15 protein-coding genes and 1 pseudogene are annotated in these 19,353 nt (G+C 40.5%); all 16 read right to left on the bottom strand.

Going from position 1 to position 19,353, the window contains the following annotated elements; genetic code table 11:
* Positions 1 to 10: 10 nt before the first annotated feature.
* Positions 11 to 1,501 carry a CPBP family intramembrane glutamic endopeptidase gene (locus tag ABZM97_RS01235; protein WP_087991770.1) on the bottom strand — a complete coding sequence of 497 codons (1,491 nt, stop codon included), beginning with the start codon at positions 1,499 to 1,501 and terminating at the stop codon, positions 11 to 13.
* Positions 1,494 to 2,729: a sporulation killing factor system radical SAM maturase gene (skfB, locus tag ABZM97_RS01230; protein WP_087991769.1), complete on the bottom strand. Its 1,236-nt coding sequence runs from the start codon at positions 2,727 to 2,729 to the stop codon at positions 1,494 to 1,496. The genes ABZM97_RS01235 and skfB overlap by 8 nt, the downstream gene beginning before the upstream one ends.
* Positions 2,730 to 2,795: 66 nt before the next feature.
* The gene (gene skfA / locus ABZM97_RS01225) at positions 2,796 to 2,963 is read right to left on the bottom strand and encodes a sporulation killing factor (RefSeq protein WP_019257315.1); all 168 of its coding nucleotides are present in this window, start codon (positions 2,961 to 2,963) and stop codon (positions 2,796 to 2,798) included.
* Between the two features lie 316 nt (positions 2,964 to 3,279).
* A pseudogene (locus tag ABZM97_RS01220) lies at positions 3,280 to 3,640 on the bottom strand (glutamine--fructose-6-phosphate aminotransferase); the annotation flags it as partial.
* Between the two features lie 123 nt (positions 3,641 to 3,763).
* Positions 3,764 to 4,936: an MFS transporter gene (locus ABZM97_RS01215; protein WP_253268780.1), complete on the bottom strand. Its 1,173-nt coding sequence runs from the start codon at positions 4,934 to 4,936 to the stop codon at positions 3,764 to 3,766.
* Positions 4,937 to 5,060: 124 nt separating this feature from the next.
* Positions 5,061 to 5,363, bottom strand: coding sequence for a helix-turn-helix transcriptional regulator (locus tag ABZM97_RS01210; RefSeq protein WP_003234907.1), 303 nt, complete (start codon positions 5,361 to 5,363; stop codon positions 5,061 to 5,063).
* 487 nt (positions 5,364 to 5,850) lie between these two features.
* A complete protein-coding gene (locus ABZM97_RS01205; protein WP_202329087.1) occupies positions 5,851 to 6,213 on the bottom strand; it encodes a DUF2294 domain-containing protein in 363 nt (120 codons plus the stop codon).
* Positions 6,214 to 6,265: 52 nt separating this feature from the next.
* Entirely contained in the window at positions 6,266 to 6,556 is a 291-nt protein-coding gene (locus ABZM97_RS01200; protein WP_253268779.1) for a DUF6407 family protein, read from the bottom strand.
* Positions 6,557 to 6,613: 57 nt separating this feature from the next.
* A complete protein-coding gene (locus ABZM97_RS01195; protein ID WP_087991765.1) occupies positions 6,614 to 7,141 on the bottom strand; it encodes a carbonic anhydrase in 528 nt (175 codons plus the stop codon).
* A 61-nt stretch (positions 7,142 to 7,202) separates the two neighbouring features.
* On the bottom strand, positions 7,203 to 9,821 hold the full coding sequence (locus ABZM97_RS01190; protein ID WP_367387465.1) for a DUF2309 domain-containing protein: 2,619 nt from the start codon (positions 9,819 to 9,821) through the stop codon (positions 7,203 to 7,205).
* A 14-nt stretch (positions 9,822 to 9,835) separates the two neighbouring features.
* Positions 9,836 to 11,344 carry an NADH dehydrogenase subunit 5 gene (locus ABZM97_RS01185; RefSeq protein ID WP_367387130.1) on the bottom strand — a complete coding sequence of 503 codons (1,509 nt, stop codon included), beginning with the start codon at positions 11,342 to 11,344 and terminating at the stop codon, positions 9,836 to 9,838.
* Positions 11,345 to 12,432: 1,088 nt separating this feature from the next.
* Positions 12,433 to 13,056 carry an undecaprenyl-diphosphatase gene (locus ABZM97_RS01180; protein WP_367387464.1) on the bottom strand — a complete coding sequence of 208 codons (624 nt, stop codon included), beginning with the start codon at positions 13,054 to 13,056 and terminating at the stop codon, positions 12,433 to 12,435.
* Positions 13,057 to 13,388: 332 nt separating this feature from the next.
* Positions 13,389 to 15,191: a glutamine--fructose-6-phosphate transaminase (isomerizing) gene (glmS, locus tag ABZM97_RS01175; RefSeq protein ID WP_087992010.1), complete on the bottom strand. Its 1,803-nt coding sequence runs from the start codon at positions 15,189 to 15,191 to the stop codon at positions 13,389 to 13,391.
* A gap of 430 nt (positions 15,192 to 15,621) precedes the next feature.
* Positions 15,622 to 16,968 carry a phosphoglucosamine mutase gene (glmM, locus tag ABZM97_RS01170; protein WP_087992008.1) on the bottom strand — a complete coding sequence of 449 codons (1,347 nt, stop codon included), beginning with the start codon at positions 16,966 to 16,968 and terminating at the stop codon, positions 15,622 to 15,624.
* Positions 16,969 to 16,986: 18 nt separating this feature from the next.
* A complete protein-coding gene (gene cdaR / locus ABZM97_RS01165) occupies positions 16,987 to 18,429 on the bottom strand; it encodes a CdaA regulatory protein CdaR (RefSeq protein WP_087992007.1) in 1,443 nt (480 codons plus the stop codon).
* Positions 18,422 to 19,243 (bottom strand): diadenylate cyclase CdaA, encoded by an 822-nt coding sequence (cdaA, locus tag ABZM97_RS01160; protein ID WP_087992006.1) that lies wholly within the window; start codon positions 19,241 to 19,243, stop codon positions 18,422 to 18,424. The genes cdaR and cdaA overlap by 8 nt, the downstream gene beginning before the upstream one ends.
* Between the last annotated feature and the right edge of the window lie 110 nt (positions 19,244 to 19,353).

The raw sequence follows: 19,353 nt of genomic DNA, 5'->3' as shown, positions 1-19,353 counted from the left end.
CTCCTAATCATTAGAATGAAGTATACTTTGGTTTTTCGTGATGCATATGTTTCTGAAGTTTAAATTGCCACAGCGGCATACAGACGAGCACTAAATTATGAATGAAATGAGCTGCTAATACACATATAAAACCAAATTTGATAAATAGAACTCCCAAAAAGCAACCGAATATAAATAGATGTAGCCAACGTATCCACCTTGGATCATATCCAGTTACTTGGTGCATAATCGCCCATAAAAAGGACGATACAATAATGGAAATAATGATATTTCCACTCAACCACCAAATGACTGAAATCATTAGCAACCGATAGATGACCTCCTCTCCGACTGAACTTTGTATGCTCATATTCAATCCTTGTCTAAAAGTAAAACCTGATAGAAAGACGGTTCGGTTAGAAAGCTCAGGAGATATACTTAAATAATGCTTTTTCTCTAATATGTTAAACAGTAGAGAAGTCACTCCCAAACTAATGAGCCCCGCTCCTATTCCGTAGAAAATCTGAATCATTGGTTGTTCAAACGTTTTCCATCCTAATTCACCAGCAAGCGCATTTCCTGCCATTGAACATATAAATACTACAAACCCTGTTAATAATCCTGTAAGAAGTGTAGACAAAACACCTAACAAGCTGACCGTTTTGACACTCATCCTTGCATCATAAGCATTCACAATTGTCAATTGGATGTCTTCTTTTAGTGTCAACGACTGGCATATTATAATCAACAAACCTAGAACAAGGCTAGTGATTATACTTGTTTGCACATCCATAAATACAAGTATGAGAATGGCAACTACCATCGCTATAGCTGAACCCAACATACCAGATACTCCGAATGTCGACTCCACTTGTTCATCTCGAATGACTTTACTCATTTGATCAGTTAGTATTTCTTGTTCAGTCCCAATATAAGAAATTCGCCCACCCTGTAATTCAACTGTCACCTTTAGTCGAATATCTCCAGCTTCCGCTATGTACCAATAAGTACTGACCTCGCTAAAATCTTCTTCTTTTTTACCAGTACCAGTCATATTTACTCTAGACCAAAGTCCATCAGGCGAAACCATTAACCTCTGCTTGAGTGCCTCTGGAGAAACTTGTTCAAACTTCCCTGAGAGGGACTTTTTGGGAACGTCCGCATAAAAAAAAGTGATTTCTCGATTGGCATTGACACCAACTACAAATGATTGATTTTGGTGAACGAAACGGACTCTCCATGATTCGACCAACCCGACATCATATAAAACCTTTCTATTTTTCTTAAGTATGCCTAAGTGATGAAGTTTATTCACTGTATCATGGTCATACCAATATACCGAATAAAAATCCCAGTTTTCCACATCCATCCCAACAAACTCTTTTATAAATTGTATACTTATTTCCTTTGCCTCATCTTTGCTTAAGAGCAGTGAAGCAATTGTTGGAGGCTTAAATTTAATAAATAACAGCAATCCAACAACTGCCAAAATAACCCAAAATACCACCGATAGACTATTCATTCCTCATCCCTACCTTGACTTCTTTTTGAAAAGGCAAGTCCGGTTCTGAAAGCTCAATTTTCCCAATACATTTGCAATTTTTAGCATCACATTTTAATTGAAACAAACGATCAGGTGAACCAATGTCTGCCATGCTATCTTCTAAGATATGTCCTAGTGGCAAATCCTCTAATTGGCAGGGAGTTACATATCCATCTGCTCTAATGTACCAGGCAAGATATCCAGGCGTACAAAAATCTGTTGTGAAAGAACTCTCTTCATGCTCCCAGTCAATGATGTTCAGGCAGTCTCCCCATCGGACACGGGCTTCCCTAAGCTGATTTTTAACCAGCTCTTCAAAATCAACAGCCAAAGCCCTAAAACCTTCTGTCGCTCGTCCGACAGATAACGTTTTTCCTGCACGAAAGATAAAAGCACCCGCATTGGCACATCGCTCCACCACATCAGATACTTCACCGGCATTAGACTCATTGATAGTCATAGCAACAATCACTGGAATGTTTGCTTCTGATAATTTTTTGATGGTATTCATACTTTCTTTAAAACCGCCTTTTCTGCCTCTTAATCGGTCATGAGTATCATCCATACCATCAATACTAATCTGTACAGAAACATTCCCTAAGTGACTGAGTAATTCAACTTCATCATCTCGCCAATTCAATCCATTACTAAATACATTTACATTGGTAAATAGCGAACTTGCAGCAACGACTAATTCTTTAAACCCTTTAATTAGCTTCGCTTCACCTCCGGTCAGTGTAATATCAGAAACTCCATGGGCTGCTAGCTTTTGCATAACCAAAATCCATTGTTCACTATATAGTTCCTGCGGATATGGTTTTCCTGAGCTGGCATAACAAAAAGAACAGCTTAAATTACATGCATTTGTCAACTGCAGAGTACAACTAATAGGTAAATATGAATCTAACGAACCTGAAACATGTAAAGGCTGATCTAACAGCCCTTGCGTCCAAGCCTCTGTAAAGGGATGGGCACTAAGCTCATCTTTTAATTGTTCAGCACTCATCTCTTCTTTCTGTACAATTTCCCAAATACGTGCCGTTTTGTGGAGGTTTTTGTTTTTTGATAAAAGAAACGCCAACTGTGCTCCACGTCCACTGAGTCTAAAATAAAACATACTTTTTCTATCAACCATTACTGCACCATGAGGCTGTAAATGAACCGCTAACTCTGGTAAATCGATATCCTTAACCCGATCATTTGACATATAAAATCCCCCTCAAGAGAAAATAAGGAGTATAAGCATATATGCTCAACTCCCTATTCTCAAATGTTAAATTGCTCTCATAGCAGGATGCGGAAGTGCACAAACACGTGTCATAGCAATACTCTTCGAGGCCCAGCAGCCCATACAGCCGGCAGCCTTTACAATCGAAGTACCCCCTGGCTTTATAAGACCTTTTTTACTCACAGATTCCCATTCTTTTTGGTTTCTTTTCATAAGTAAAACCTCCTCTCAATTCAATTTTGCATAGAGTCTATAGACATAGCTTCCATGCGATACGATAATACCAGATTGCAATTGTCGAAGTAAGGGGAATTTTGTATATTATCCTAAAAATTACATTAAATAGATATAAGTGGAGCATCTTAATCTCAAACAATCTCTGCGAGGAAATTAAATCAAGAGATTATTCCAAATAAATTTTAGTGATTATATAAAGCAATGACTTTAGTTAAATGAATTCTCCTCTAATTTAAATAAAATATTCATACTAAAACCCCTTTGGCTAAGATAACCAAAGGGGTTAAACATTTTACTCCACAGTAACACTCTTCGCAAGGTTACGCGGCTTATCAACATCACGGCCGTGATGCAGTGTAGCATAGTAAACGTCAGCTACAATGGAACAACAAAAACCAACACGAGCAAGCGCTGCGTTTACTTCCGGCAGTACGAATCTATTATCCGCACCGTCTAGTCCATTCAGTGAGATGATGCAAGTGTTGTTCCGCGAGTGGCAACTTCCTTAACGTTTCCTCGGATGTATAGGTTTACATGCTCTTTGTGTTGCCAGTGCGAATACTGGTATACCTTGTTCGATCAAGGCAATCGTGCTGTGCTTCAGCTCTCCGCCGGCAAATCTCTTTCAGCTTCAGTGCGCCTTCGACACATACAGAACGATGTCGGCCCTTGGAAGGCTTGTGGACGAACGGACTTTGAACAACTTGTAAAAAACACCCGCTTGTATTTACAAGCGGATGTTAGATCTTTCGAAATGAACCAAACAAAGCAGTAGATTATTGATTGATATCTTTTAGCGCCTGTTTCGGTTGTGAATTAAAAATCAGCAATGATGCCATAATTGCAATCATAACCCCTGATGCACCAATCCAGGTAATCGAGGCCAATGATACGTTTTCTACAAAAACTCCCCCTATCCCTGCGCCGACTGCCATGGCGAGTTGCATCATGGACTGATTAATGCTGAGCAAAACACCTGACATTTCCGGTTCTATTGTAGCCAAGTGAAATTGCTGTGTCGGACCGGTAGACCATGCGGCAAACGACCATAATATGAGAATCACCAACACTCCGATATAGGAATGAGTGACAAATGACAGCAGAATCAGTGCGACGATATGCAATGTCATTCCGCCAACAAGTGTAAAAGACACTCCCCATTTGTCGGTGCTTAATCCCCCAAATTTCGATCCAACTAAACTGGCAACTCCAAATATAAGCAAAACACCGCTAAGCAACTTGCCGCTTATTCCTGAAATGTTCAAGAGATACGGTGACAGATAGGTATAAGCAACAGAGTATCCCCCGAGCCAGAAGAAAGTGATTGATAATCCTATCGCCACTTTCCGTTTTTTGAAAAGAGAAAGCTGTTGAAGCAAAGGTACAGGCTTATCCCCTTCAGTATGCGGAAGAGTAAAGAATATAACGGCCATTGCGATCAATCCCAACAAAGCAATTGCACCAAATACAGACTTCCAGCCTAATGCTACTGCTATCATTCTTCCAAGCGGAACACCTATGATTAAAGAGGCGGTAAATCCCATAACAACAGTAGCGATGGCACTACCTTGCTTCCCTTCCGATGCAATCTTAGCGGCAATCGTTAATGCGGTGACAACAACCACACCTGCTCCCATCGCCATAATGATCCGAGCAGCAATAAACCATCCATAACCAGGCAGTACAAAAGCCAGGACATTGCCAAACACAAACAAACCGAGGGCATACATCATCAACCTGCGTCTATCCATACTTGCTGTCAATGCCATAAGTACGGGTGTGGAAAGAGCATATACAAGTGAAAAGATCGTAATAAGCTGGCCCGCGGCAGCCAAAGTGATCCCGAGAGTATGAGCAATTTGATCCAAAATTCCCGAAATGATGTACTCTGAGGTTCCAACTAAAAAGCTGACAATGGCTAAAATATAAATTTTCCAAGTATTAGACATAGCATTCACTCCTTAATCATTAATAAACATATCACGAAATATCGATATGTTATTATAAAAAATAAACACATCGTAATATGTCGATATGTATAGTGTAAAAATAAACATCCTTTGATGTTTATTTTTATATCTCTGTTTTAAGAAAGTCAGCAAGTTTCCCAATGGCTTCTTCATCTCTTTTGTAATACGTGTACTTTCCGATTCGTTCCGCCTTAATCAGGCCGGCTCTTAAAAGGATGGTAAGATATTGAGAAGCCGTCGATTGCGTCATTTTCAATTTGTCTGTTATTTGACTGACACATACCCCGATTGTGTTCATATCAATCCCTTCATGGGGTGCAAAATGACGATCAGGCTCCTTCAGCCATTGTAAAATTTGCAGCCTTGATTCATTTGATAAGGCTTTGAATACTTCAATTGGTTCCATACCAATTATTATATCGTTATATTCCGATATGTCAATTCGTTTTTTGGCAACTGACTTCTTTTTAGACATTAAAAATCTGAAGACTTTTTTCAGTTCCGAAGCATGTTTTCATGACTTCCAGTTAAAATGAGTTTAATATCGATCAAGTGATCAATCCACTAGCATCAAATTCATTATTTAAATAGATGTAAAAAACATCCGCTCGTAACAAAAGCGGATGTTAGATCTTTCGAAATGAAACCATTGAATCTTCAGGAATAACAAGACAGTGTGCTATAAATTGATATCTCTTTGCGTCCGCTTAGATTATGAATGAAAAATCATTAATGATGGCATAACTGTAAGTCAAAAGAAGCGGCAGCTGATTATGTTCAATTTATCATAACTTCCATCGTGTTTAAAAAAGTAAAATATGACAACCTTGAATGCTTCAGCCCTCCACTTGGGCTTGAATAGATTGTTTAATAAAACATTTTAATTCTTTACATCAAAGATTCTTCTCAAGATCATTAAATAATTTAAACACCATCACTCGTTCACCTGTCCGAGAGCTTAAATCAGTATGAAAACTTGTCACTTCTTCTCCGGTTATCGTCAGGATAATATCCTTAAGTTCTTCTATACCTGATTCAACTAACTCCGAACGAGTTTGTTTGATAGATAACATACCCTCTTTTGATCCACAAACTGCATATTCAGCTGGTGTTAAAATTCCTTTTAAATTAACAATGATCATGTCCCGCAAGATATCGGTCTTAACAGATACAGACCCACGCCCAAGATAATCCTTTTCCCATTGCGTAATTGACTTACTGATCTCTGATTCAAAAGAACCTTTCGATTTTTTCATTTATAAAACATCTCCTGAGCAAAAAAATTGGCATATTCGTTATTTCGTCTGATTAATATTCTCTTACAACATGTCCTGCATATACATCTTCAATATCCAAATCAGTTTTACCGTTTCTTGTGACGACTATCATTTTGGATAACATATTTTCTTCAATAATAGAGTGTACATGCAAAAATCGAACGCTTCCTAAGTGGGTTTCCTCAACTTCTTCATAAGATTTCAAATGATAAAAATCAATTGCTTTTCTCATTACTTTTTTCATACATTCTATATTTTCACGATCAAACGGACTCATTTCCTCTATTGTTTTCGTTACAAAATCAGTTAAATTCGCGGCCATACTTTCTCCTTAAAACTGCTTTTTTCAGTGCTTAGAGGTTAACTCCTTCCGTTTCCATCATGACAAGCAATGATCAGGTGAGGCTTGACCTGTTTTAGCAGCAGGAGCATCCACAATTGAAGATGTTCCATCCTTTGGATTAACGATTAAACCTCTAACTTTAACATCTGACGGCACTAGTGGATGATGGCGAATGATTTCCACGCTTTTTTCAATAGCGACAATACTATTTTCATTTCCATCTAGCCATTCATCGACTGTACCACCAAAAAATTCAGGCTTGCAATTTTGAAAAAGATAATCCAATGTTTGTATTTTATCTTTCATTGTTTCAAGTTGAGTTCGTACATTGCCTGGGGAAGTCCTCTTATCTTTTGTGCCTACAACAAAAACCTCCTCAACATCTTCCTGATAAATTGCAATGATAACAGACCTCATGATTTCTCCATAGGGACGTGAGATAACGGCACCATAGCTTTGTATCGTCAGCATATTTTCCGCTGGAGTGTTAGTCACTTCTTGTAAAATAGGCTCCAAGCCGTTTTCAATGTCCGTCAAAAATAATACTTTTTTATTTACATTCATACAGCACACCTCTTCTTTATGTTTATCATTTTTGTATTGAGTAACGAATCCATATGAATAGTTACCAGTTTTCCCAGCGTCCATCTGGATCAACACTAGCCAGTCGAATCCATCCATTTTGAACTTTTTCTCGAAATACTGAATCATTATTTAATAACCGTTCTACATAATCTCTAGGAGCTTGGATGACAACCAGCAAACGAAGAGGAGAATGATAAACCTCTTGATCTGATTGCATGACGGATTGCCAAGGCAGTCCGGCTAACAAGTCACTTGCATTCCCCTGCATAACTCCGAGACCTGCAGTAACGGTTTGAGTTGCCTTATTTCCGCTGCCATAATAATGAGGTGCGACCGTTGATGCGTAATATTGTAAATTAATCCATTGGGCCACAGTTCCAGGCCCTGCAATAATATTTGCTAGGAGTTCACCGCTTTCATCCTGATTCCATTCATAATTATGAAGGAAGGCTCTTCCTTCCAAATCACAATCCTTAGTTAGTTCACGTTGGCCGATGATAAAAGCGGCATTACGAGCTAGTCCCCATTCCGGACGTATCTCACTCCAATCTTCCGCAAATCGGTGTGCCTCAGCCTTCGGATTTTTAAGTTCCTTTTGGAAATTCGGTAATTGGGCTAGACGTTCTGCATTTGCATTATGGCTCACTTTCGGCATAACAGCTTCGATACGATCAAATGCTTCTTGTGCAGCTTCGGAAAGTTCAGGAACATAAATCCAATGTAATTCATCCACTGTTGTTTTATGCTCAGCGGCTGCGAAAACGGTATCCTCAGGGATTTTAATTCCTTCAGTTAAAAGAACTTCTCTTACCTCTGAAAGATTACATAAAGCAGCTAAAACTCTTGCATTGAATCCGCCGGCAGCTCCACCGCAAGCACCACAGTCAAGAGCTGCTGCATAAGGATTATTGGCGCTTTGACTGCCATGCCCGCAAATCACGACTAATGGTGCGAAATTCTCAGTTAACCCCATCATTTTTAGAGCTTGGCGAGCAAAGTTCACTCTTTCTTCTTCAGAAAAACCAACAGGTATCTCTGCCTCTGTGTCATAAACATGATGAAGCGAGAGTTTTGTATCAGGTTTGCGTAACCAAGTCTCACGGAGATTACGAATGAAACGATCTGCTTTTCTTGGTACAAAGCTACGCGCTACCATTTGCAGACTTAGCCAAGGTCCACTTAGCTCAGGCAGAAGTAAGCTCGTAAGCACATTCTGTTTCATCGTTTTAAATGTATGGCTTACGGAATAAACTGCCTTTTTGCGTTGGTTGTATTTTTCGAGTACATCATCATCTACGAACTCTTTTATTTTATGTTGCGGTTTTAGTATGACCGGCAAGGAGGCATGACTGTGTTTACTGCCAAGTTCACAAGTTGCAATCGGCACCCCGAAGAAACCGGCAATACCAATCGTTTCAAACGGGCCTTCTTTTTCTAGTTGACGGCGAAAAGGTTCTGATCGGACATCGATGCAGAATGCTAATTGAGCTAACGCCGATGTTTTACCGTTGGTTTCGTGTTGTTTCGAGATGATCTTCTGACTTAATCGATCTGTGTGTGTTTGTTCCCAAGCTTCTAACCAAAGTTTCCTGCGAAGGTTCTCATCAAAGCTGTAGGCAAATGATAAATATTCGTTTTGTTCATCGGCCGACATCTGTGACCATTCCTCTATTGCAAGGTCCCCCCAATGGATCCAAGCTGCTAAAAGGGGCGTAATCGACATTTTTTTCTCAGGTCGTTGATTAGCCAAAGGTAAATAAGGCTTTACAAAGGCACGCTCCATCAATATTCGAACTGCTAAATATTCTGTTAGAAGTGCATGTTCATGGCTCGATTGTTGGGAGCGCCAAAGCATCATCCCTGCCCATCCAGGTAAGGAAAGTAAATGACCTTCAAGATAGCTCTGGATTTCTGATTCGGGGATTTCTAGTGCGAATAATACTTCTTGTAAAGCCAAGTGTGCTTCTTGCGGCCAGCCTTTTAATCTTTCACGCTGCTTTTTACTAAGTGCTGGATCATATTGAATCAGATGCTGCCAAGCACGATAAAAACCTTCATCACGATTGGGCATTGTCCAACCTGCTTGAGAGTCATCAAGATATAATTTACACCACTTAATGACATGATGATCTAGTATATTGATTAACCTTTCACCATCTTGATTCTCTATATATGAACTTATTGGCTGCATAAAAATATTCTCGATACGATCCAATCCACTACATTCATTCACCAATTTCTCCAGCTTATGCGATGATAAAAGGTCGGAAGGCAGTGGATCTAATTTTAATCCAGCACGACAAAATCGTTCTGCCGCGTCCCGCGGGATAGTAAAGGAATGTGAATCCAACCAACTCTGCAGCCCCATTTCCACAAAATCTTCATCAATCTCACCTTTATTCTTTGCTGAATGGATCAAAGACGCACTAGGGTATATATCAACATCACGGGTATTTTTCAACCAGCTTGCAACCTGATCAAAAGGTTGGTTTTCGAGACCCATCCACGGATTGCGTGCAGCAAAGGTAGAAATAGGCCAAAGCGGCGCAATCACTCGGCTGGCAGATTCAATTAAAACGTGAATATCACTTTCTTGAACATCAAGATCTACATCTTTGTTTTTTACATTTTCTTTCGTTAATTCAGATGTAATGCCCATCATTGATGACCTCCTTATGATAAATATTGTTTAAGGTAGTCTGGATGTCTCTCTACTGTCTTTGGTTTTGCTTCACCTAATCGCACTAACCAAAGATAGAGTACTGCGAAGAAAACGGAAGAACGATGACGAGCAACCCACGTACCTAAAGCACTGCCAAATAGTAAGAGACATACGACAATGATCACAGCTGACATTGGAGGCTGAACACTTTGAAAAGCGATTGTATGCAACCACTCATAGAAGAGGCTATGAATGATAAAATATACGAGAGCTGCTCCTCCTAAAAATGTTATGCCAACAATTCGGCCAAGTCTTCCCTCTCCAAAAGCTACGAGCTGAGTCCAAGAAACGGACAATGACCACCCTAAGATTAGCGCACTAATGAATTGATACCCCTCATCAGGAGCCGTGAGCCAAAAAGAAACCCCTATAACTAAGGATAAAATCCGACCACCCATGATCCATAAATAGGATGTTCCTATATTAACGCCAGCCGATACTTCATGAGACCGTACCGCTGAACCAGCTTGTAAAAACAACGTAGCTTTGAATAAACCATGTAAAATAAGATGAATAATGGCTGCTACATACGCACCTAATGCACACTGAATGAGCATAAACCCCATTTGTCCAATCGTGGAGCCTACTAACTGGCGTTTATAGTCAACCTGGACTAAACTAATGCCAGTTCCAATCAATACAGAGATCCCAGCAAGCATAAGTAAAATAATCGAAGCTATACCACCATTAAATAGAGGTGAAAACCGGGCTAGTATAATCCCGCCTGCATTGACTAAACCTGCGTGCATAATCGCAGAAACAGGAGTTGGAGCAACAATAGACTCAATTAACCATCTTTGGAATGGCCATTGAGCTGCGGGAATGATCACTGCTAATACAATCAATAGATTAATCCCTGTTCTCTCCCATCCCCCCAGTTGAGCTAAACTTTCATTTGTTAAAACCAATGATAACTGCCATTGGCCTGTGACTTGAAAAAGCCAAATCATCGCGAAAAACAAAGAAAACCAACTTAACAAAAATAAGCGGCCAGAAACCTTGGCTGCTTCACTAGCCACTTGCCATGCACTGTTTAACCTGATAAGTAAGGTTAAACCGACAAGAGTTGCTCCCCAAAAAACAACCATCAGGCGGAGATCACCACTTAACCATGCAATTGAAGCAGCACCTGTAGTGAAAGTAAAAAGCGCAAAATATTTTCGATAAGATCGATCCCCCATTAAGTAACGTACAGAAAAACGCTGAATGATTAGGCCAATTGCTAAAACAAAGAAAGCCATTAACCAAGCTAAGGAATCTAAGTACCAAGGGCCCACATTTCCATTCACACTGCCATTGGCAAGAATGACTAAGGATACCAACGGTGGTAAAGCCAAAATACCAATATGAATGCGAATAAAGCTCAAGGGTACGCGTGGATGTAAAAACAATAGTCCGCTTATCCCAGATGCAATAAGCATCATAAAAAATAATGTTAATAATGATGACGAAACTAACATTCTAACTTCTCCCTTTTTAAATGTCATTATTGTTCAAAAGACCTTTAAGTCAGATCATATTTTTCTATCATTTATTACAATTTTTATTCATCTCTATTTTTTTCCAATAAAAAAACCGACAACTTCAAAATTTCAATGATAATTTTAGATCATTGAATCTTGAAAATTGTCGGCTTCACTTCAACTAACTTCAGTGAAGTTTTTTGAAGAGCTACCTTATTATTGGTCATTTAGCTTTAAGCTATATTTTAACTTCCTTCTAAAGGAATCATCGTTAAAACTTTCATTTAGTCCCTTGATTATAAAATAAATCGATTTATGTTACTTTTCCTTTTTAATATTAGAATACTTTTTCATCCAGTCAAGATTTAAAATTAAATATCAAAAGAATGCTAAAGGCCTAATGATTTAGAATGGCGAAAATAAACATCTGCACCGATTATTACGTTACGTATAAGATATGCTAAATTTTAAACATTGTCAAGATGTTGGAATACGGAGAATGAAGTATGAAATCTTGCTTTCCCTTTAAATATACATCCTGAATCTTTATCCAAGGCTTATGATATCTATCACTTTAATTTTTTTAAATACAAGAAAAATTTTATAATCATTTTCTTGTTTAGTAAATAACTGAGTTCAATTAGCAACTATAAATGAATACTGGTTCCTACTTTATTTTCAACAGCCCTAACGACCAAAAATTTACCGTGTTTAAATCGGTTGAACTAGCTGCTGTGGATATTGTTATCGCTAGAATTCCCCAATTTCTCCGTAGATGTCACTTTCCCTGAAAATACCTTCTTTATATTTTCATATTCTTTGGCAACCTTAAATATTTGTAAAACTAAACATAGCCATCTTTAAAACAAAAAACCCCTTTGGCTAAAACTGTAGCTGTGAAATAAAGGATGATCAAAAATAACACATGAACCTTCAGTTTACGGCAAATTTAAAGAATCCATTTAGAAAAAAAGATAGATCAAAATGGATTCTACAGTTTTGAATACAGATGGAATCTTTATAAAAGAGTTTGATCATTTTAGGTTACGATTTTTTGAACATTAGCACCCGATTGATGAATAAATCTAAAAGTTTTTTGACTTGTTTTCCTTTCTTTTGAAGCGATAAAGAAGCATGTTTTCACATTTTCCATAAATTTTTATGGTAGTTTGAGTAACATTTAGTTTAGGGATTGTTAAATATATAAAAGTTGAAACTGCTAGGCTTATTAATACTCCTGCTAGAACATCAAAGGGATAATGAACCCCAACCCATATACGGGAGACTCCCACAAGAACAGCTAACAATACCCATAAAATTGACCAGCCTCTCTTAAAGAGCCAGAATGAAATACAATATGAGAAGAATAAAATTGTATGGTCACTTGGAAAAGAATTGTCTTTTTCTTTATGTATCAGTTTATTAACCTCTCCCAATTCAACAAAAGGTTGATAATTCGAGTGAAATACCCCTGCAACCTTCCCTATCGTAAAGGCACAAATGAAAGCGATAGATGCACAAAGAATCATAATTCTATTATCCGTATCTCTTGTAAACCAAATAAAAAGAACACTTAGTGCAAGTAAAAAAACCATATATTCAGCAATAAAACTAAATACAGGATTCAAAAAGGGATGTTCTTTTCCTAGGTCATTAACTAGTCTAAACAGTGATATATTAACTTCTGAAATATCCAAACCCAACACCATCCAATCTCTTTTTAGAATATAGTAAAAGAAAATTAGATGACCTGCCATCGAATCAAATTACATTATTTGAAATTAAAGTTACATTTTTGTAAGAGTGGTGTCACATCATTTATGTAAAAAGGGGACCCAAAATCAATTGGAATCCCCTTATAATTTTTAGTTACCTGCCTCTTTAGTTAAAATAGAAAAATACCCTTAGACAAAAATTATCTAAGGGAAAAAGCATCGCAACATTTTTATAAACGTCGTAACTTTATTTTAAACATCACATCTTTTTACAAAAATCGCGACTTTATTTCAAAGCCACAAAACAACCAAAGGGGTTAAACATTTTACTCCACAGTAACACTCTTCGCAAGGTTACGAGGCTTATCAACATCACAGCCGCGATGCAGTGCAGCATAGTAAGCGATCAGCTGCAATGGAACAACAGAAACCAATGGAGCAAGCGCTGGGTTTACTTCCGGCAGTACGAATCTGTCATCCGCATCGTCTAGGCCTTTCAGTGAGATGATGCATGTGTTTGCTCCGCGAGCGGCAACTTCTTTGACGTTTCCGCGGATGCTTAGGTTTACGTGCTCTTGTGTCGCCAGTGCGAATACTGGTGTACCTTGTTCGATCAAAGCAATCGTGCCGTGCTTCAGCTCTCCGCCGGCAAAACCTTCAGCCTGGATGTAAGAAATCTCTTTCAGCTTCAGTGCGCCTTCGACACATACGAAGTAGTCAAGGCCGCGTCCGATGAAGAAAGCGTTTCTGGATACAGTCAAGTATTCACGTGCGATCATTTCCATTTCGTCTTTCTGGTCGCAAAGGGCTTCCATTGCGTTTGCAGCGATACCAAGTTCTTTAACGAGGTCAAATCCGATATCAATGCCGTTTTTGTCTGCAGCTACAGATGCAAGAACCGCAAGAACTGCGATTTGTGCAGTGTATGCTTTCGTTGACGCAACAGCGATTTCAGGGCCTGCATGAAGCAGCAATGTGTAATCAGCTTCACGAGAAAGCGTTGATCCCGGTACGTTTGTGATTGTCAGAGCTTTATGTCCGAGCGCTTTGACTTGAACAAGTACCGCGCGGCTGTCTGCTGTTTCTCCGCTTTGAGAAAGGAAAATGAAGAGCGGTTTCTTAGACAGGAGCGGCATGTTGTAAGAGAATTCACTCGCTACATGCACTTCAACCGGCACACTTGCCCACATTTCAATATATTGTTTACCGACAAGTCCTGCATGGTAGCTTGTTCCGCAGCCAATGATATAGATGCGGTCCGCTTCCGCTACAGCGGCAGCGATATCGCCAGGCACAGACAGCTTGCCGTGTTCATCTTGATACGTTTGGATGATTTTGCGCATGACAACAGGCTGCTCATCCGTTTCTTTCAACATGTAGTGAGGGTATGTGCCTTTTTCGATATCACTGGCATCCAGCTCAGCGATATAAGAAGCACGGGAAATCACGTCACCATCAAGGTTTTTGATGACAACTTGATCATCAGTGACGATGACCATTTCTTTATCCATCAGCTCTACGTATTCATTGGTCACTTGAAGCATTGCCATCGCATCAGATGCTACGACGTTGAATGTATCTCCAAGACCGACTAATAGAGGGCTTTTGTTTTTCGCTACAAAAATCGTTTCTCTGTTTTCGTTGTCGAATAAAGCAATTGCATAAGAGCCTTTTAACAGTGTAAGTGTTTTGCGGAACGCTTCTTCTGTTTCAAGTCCTCCGTTGACAAATTGCTCGATTACTTGAACAACTACCTCTGTATCGGTGTCACTTTTGAGCTCTACATCTTGCAAATACTCTTGTTTCAGCTGAACATAGTTCTCGATCACGCCGTTATGAACAAGTGTAAAGCGGCCCAGTGCGCTTTGATGCGGGTGAGCGTTCAGATAGCTTGGTTCGCCGTGTGTTGCCCAGCGAGTATGGCCAATTCCGGCCTTCGCCTCTGCATTGGCATCCACAACTTCACGAAGATCAGCAATGCGTCCTTTTTCTTTGAACACATGGACCCCCTGTTCGTTGGCAACAGCGATACCCGCAGAGTCATATCCGCGGTACTCAAGCTTTTCTAAGCCTTTCAGTAAAATTTCCTTCGCATCAAGCTGACCGATATAACCTACGATTCCACACATAATTTCTTCCTCCTAAGATTGTAAAAGGAGACGAAGAAAGTCGAATTTCAAGGGGACTTTCAATCGTCCCCTCCTACATGTTTTTGGAAGATCATGTGATTTCTCTTTGTGCAAGGAGTCGCCTCCTTGGTTTGAAGAAATCCTTACGGCTGTGATCTGCATAATCAGCCGGGAGGCATCCGCCGAAAATTCGATAACCTCCATCCTCGTCAACTAAGCCTTTTTTCGGGCGCTTAGTCCGGGCGCTATAATTATAGGTGAAGCAATAATCCCTTCTTTTCTTCCTCAGAGAAAATAAGAACAAGACAAGCTTGATTTTACAGCATGTGCCATGCACGGTCAATTGTTTTTTAAACAACTTTGCCGCATGTCTCACCATTATCATATGTAAACCTCGCTTGTCTTGTTCGCTCTCTGATGATAGGCTTCGTTACTCCAATCCCATTTCTGACCGCACAACTTCAGCAATGCGATTTACGTATTCATCGCACAGCTCTTTCGTTTTCGCTTCAGCCATAACACGGACGAGCGGTTCAGTGCCTGAAGGGCGCACCAAAATCCGGCCGTCGCCGTTCATTTCTTTTTCAACTTCAGAAATAACAGCTTTTACTTTTTCATTTTCTTCGACTTTATATTTATCAGTTACTCTCACATTGACTAACAGCTGCGGGAACTTCTGCATTTCAGCTGCAAGCTCTGACAGCGGCTTCCCTGTCGCTTTCAATGTGTTCATCAGCATAATAGCAGACAATAATCCGTCCCCTGTCGTGTTGTAATCAAGGAAAATAAGATGTCCTGACTGCTCACCGCCGACATTGTAGCCGTCATGTTTCATCGCTTCTACTACGTATCGGTCGCCGACAGCTGTCTGAACGCTTTTGATGCCTTCTTTTTCGAGCGCCTTATAGAAGCCGAGGTTGCTCATCACGGTTGAAACGACTGTATCATCCTTTAAGCGGCCCTCTGATTTCAGGTATTTTGAGCATATGTACATGATTTGATCGCCGTCAACGATATTTCCTTTTTCATCGACCGCAATCAGGCGGTCGCCGTCACCGTCGAACGCAAGGCCAAGATCGGCGTTTTTCTCTTTGACAAACGCGCTGAGCGCTTCTGGATGTGTCGATCCGACGCCGTCATTAATGTTTAACCCGTTTGGGGAAGTGCCCATTGTTGAAACATCTGCATCTAAATCAGCAAACAGGTGTGTCGCCAAGGACGATGTTGCGCCATGAGCACAGTCGAGCGCCACATGAATGCCTGTGAAATCTTCATCAGCTGTCTGTTTTAAAAATTGCAGATATTTTTGGCCGCCTTCAAAATAATCATTTACAAGCCCGAGATCGCCTCCGACCGGTCTTGGCAGCTTATCCTCCGGTTCGTCCATCAGTCGTTCAATTTCAGCCTCCTGTTCGTCGGAAAGCTTAAATCCGTCTCCCCCGAAAAACTTGATGCCGTTATCCTGCACTGGGTTGTGAGAGGCAGAAATCATGACGCCTGCCTCTGCATCCATCGCTTTTGTTAAATAAGATACACCAGGTGTAGAAATGACACCCAGACGCATGACTTCTGCGCCAATGGATAAAAGTCCGGCGACAAGGGCTCCCTCCAGCATATGGCCGGAGATCCGTGTATCGCGGCCTATCAGCACTTTTGGACGTTGTTTGTCTTTTGTCAGCACATATCCGCCGAAACGTCCGACTTTAAAGGCCAGCTCAGGTGTAAGCTCACTATTGGCGACACCTCTTACACCATCTGTTCCAAAATACTTGCCCATTTTATAATCGCTCCTTTTTTATTCTGATGATGATTGTGAACCAGAAGTAGATTCGTCCTCATCCTGATCTTGGTTTTGATCTTTATGTTCGTCTTGTTTTTGATCATTGCTGTTTTTCGTTGTATCTTGCTGGTTGTTCTTTTGATCATTCGTTTGTTGACCTGTGTCATCCTGGTTCCCTGATGTATTGCTGCTGTTGTCATTAGTTGATGTATTGCTTTTTTTAGACGTCAGCTTGATTTTGGCGTTTTTCTGTCCCAAGGACCAGGTTACATTTTGAGGCCCGTTTACTTCAAGCTTCACGCTATGCTCCCCGTCATCTAAATCTGAAACATTCACATACAATTCAATATCTGATTTTTCCAGTTTTTTTATATTGCTGGGAGAGCCTTTAGCCGTCACGTCTATCGCTTGCGAATCAGGATCTAGAAATTCAATGTTTTGCGAGCTGCTCAGCCCTACAGTCTTAATAGAGACATTCTCAAACTTCTGATCCGCTTCACTATCTACTTCTATATGCAAAGTCACCTTTGACGGCGAGATTTTTTTGACGCCGTCAGGAAGCGGAATATCTGCCTCGATATCGGAATCCTTGTTAATTTTGCTTAAATCTAAGCTGACGCCGTCTATAAATTCAAGAGAATCCAACACATCCTGCGAGCCGTAAACCGTTACCTCACTGGGGCTGGATTCAATATTCGCTATACTGACACCGTCAGGAAGGCTTCCTGTCCGTTCAATTTTAAAGGGTACTTTTTTACTTGGGCTTGTCACCGGAACGGTAATCTTGATGACCGAGGGCTCCACGTCCACAGGAAGCGCGTTTCCGTCCTTATCATAGACAGTCACTTTTGCCTCTTTTTCAATCGTTTCATCTGCGTTTTCCAGGTTCACTGAAGCTTTCACAAGAGAAATATGATCAATCACATCTTTAGATCCGGTAATCTGCACATTTTTCGGACTGACAATCGGCTGCTCCGGAGAATAGCCTTTTTTCATCTTGCTTTTATTGTAGTACTCCACTTCTACGGGAAAGCTTTTGGTCATCCGTTCTTGAATCGTAACTGTCGTAACAGACGGATTGATTGAGATTGTCAGCCCATCCGACACGTTTTTGGCCTTTAGCTCAACCTTATGTGTGCCGGTTTTTAAATTTTCCATGTCGGCATATATTTCAAAATTCTTGGTCTGTCTAGCCTTTTTCACGGCACTTGTCGAGCCTTTTATCGTGACATTAACCGTTTGCGGAACACCCGTCACGACGTAGTTTTCATCATCGTAATACGCTTTGACCGGAATGTCGGTCAGTGTTGCCTCATCAATTGTTGATGTCGGAAAGAAAGATTCACCCGGTTTTTTCGGAGTCGGTGCTTGATTGCTGTTGACCGCCACATAAAGCAAGAGCGCGAAAAGCAGAGCAATAATTTTCACAGCCCAGCGATTGTTTAAGAATTTATCCATTTTTCTTGCCCCTCCAATACCAGCGGTTAGAAGAAGTGTCTTTGGTGTTTTTCTTAAACTCGGCTTCAAGCATTTCTTTCAGCGCTTCTTCGGTCAGCTCTCTGTGAAGGTCGCCGTTCTTTGCCACACTGACGCCGCCGGTCTCTTCAGACACAATAATCGTCAAACTGTCTGTCACTTCACTGATACCGACAGCCGCTCTGTGCCGCGTACCCAGTTCTTTTGAAATAAACGGGCTTTCCGAAAGCGGCAGATAGCAGGCGGCAGCGGCAATTTCATTATTCTTCATAATCACAGCACCGTCATGAAGCGGGGTGTTCGGGATAAAAATATTGATCAGCAGCTCAGAGCTGACTTTGGCATTCAATGGTATGCCTGTCTCAATATAATCGCCCATTCCAGTGTCCCGCTCAATGGTCAACAGGGCGCCTATACGGCGTTTCGCCATATAATTGATCGCTTTTGTGATTGCCTCAATCGTTTTCTGCTGCGCTTCCTCCACAGGCGTGCCGCTTCTTGAGAAAAAGCGGCCCCGGCCAAGCTGTTCAAGCGCTCTTCTCAGCTCAGGCTGAAAAATAATAATAATTGCTAAAAATCCCCATGTTATTGCTTGGTCCATCAGCCATTGAAGCGTGCCGAGGCCCAAATATTGGCTGGCCATACGGACAAGCACGATCACGACAATTCCTTTTAACAGCTGAACCGCTTTCGTGCCGCGTATGACCATAATAAGTTTATATATCACATACCAAACAAGGAGAATATCAACGGCATTGCCGAGGTACTGCAAAAAAGGGATATCCTCAAAAGCCATTTCCTCGTCCTCCAAGATTTCAGTCATTTCGTATTTTTGTGTTTTACGTGTTACGCATATGTACTTAACATAGCGAGCCCATTATACCACATTTCGATTCGGCAAGTGAA

The sequence above is a fragment of the Bacillus vallismortis genome, from assembly GCF_040784915.1.
GTDB classification, from domain to species: Bacteria; Bacillota; Bacilli; order Bacillales; family Bacillaceae; genus Bacillus; species Bacillus subtilis_G.
This window is presented reverse-complemented; position numbering and strand designations above follow the sequence as displayed.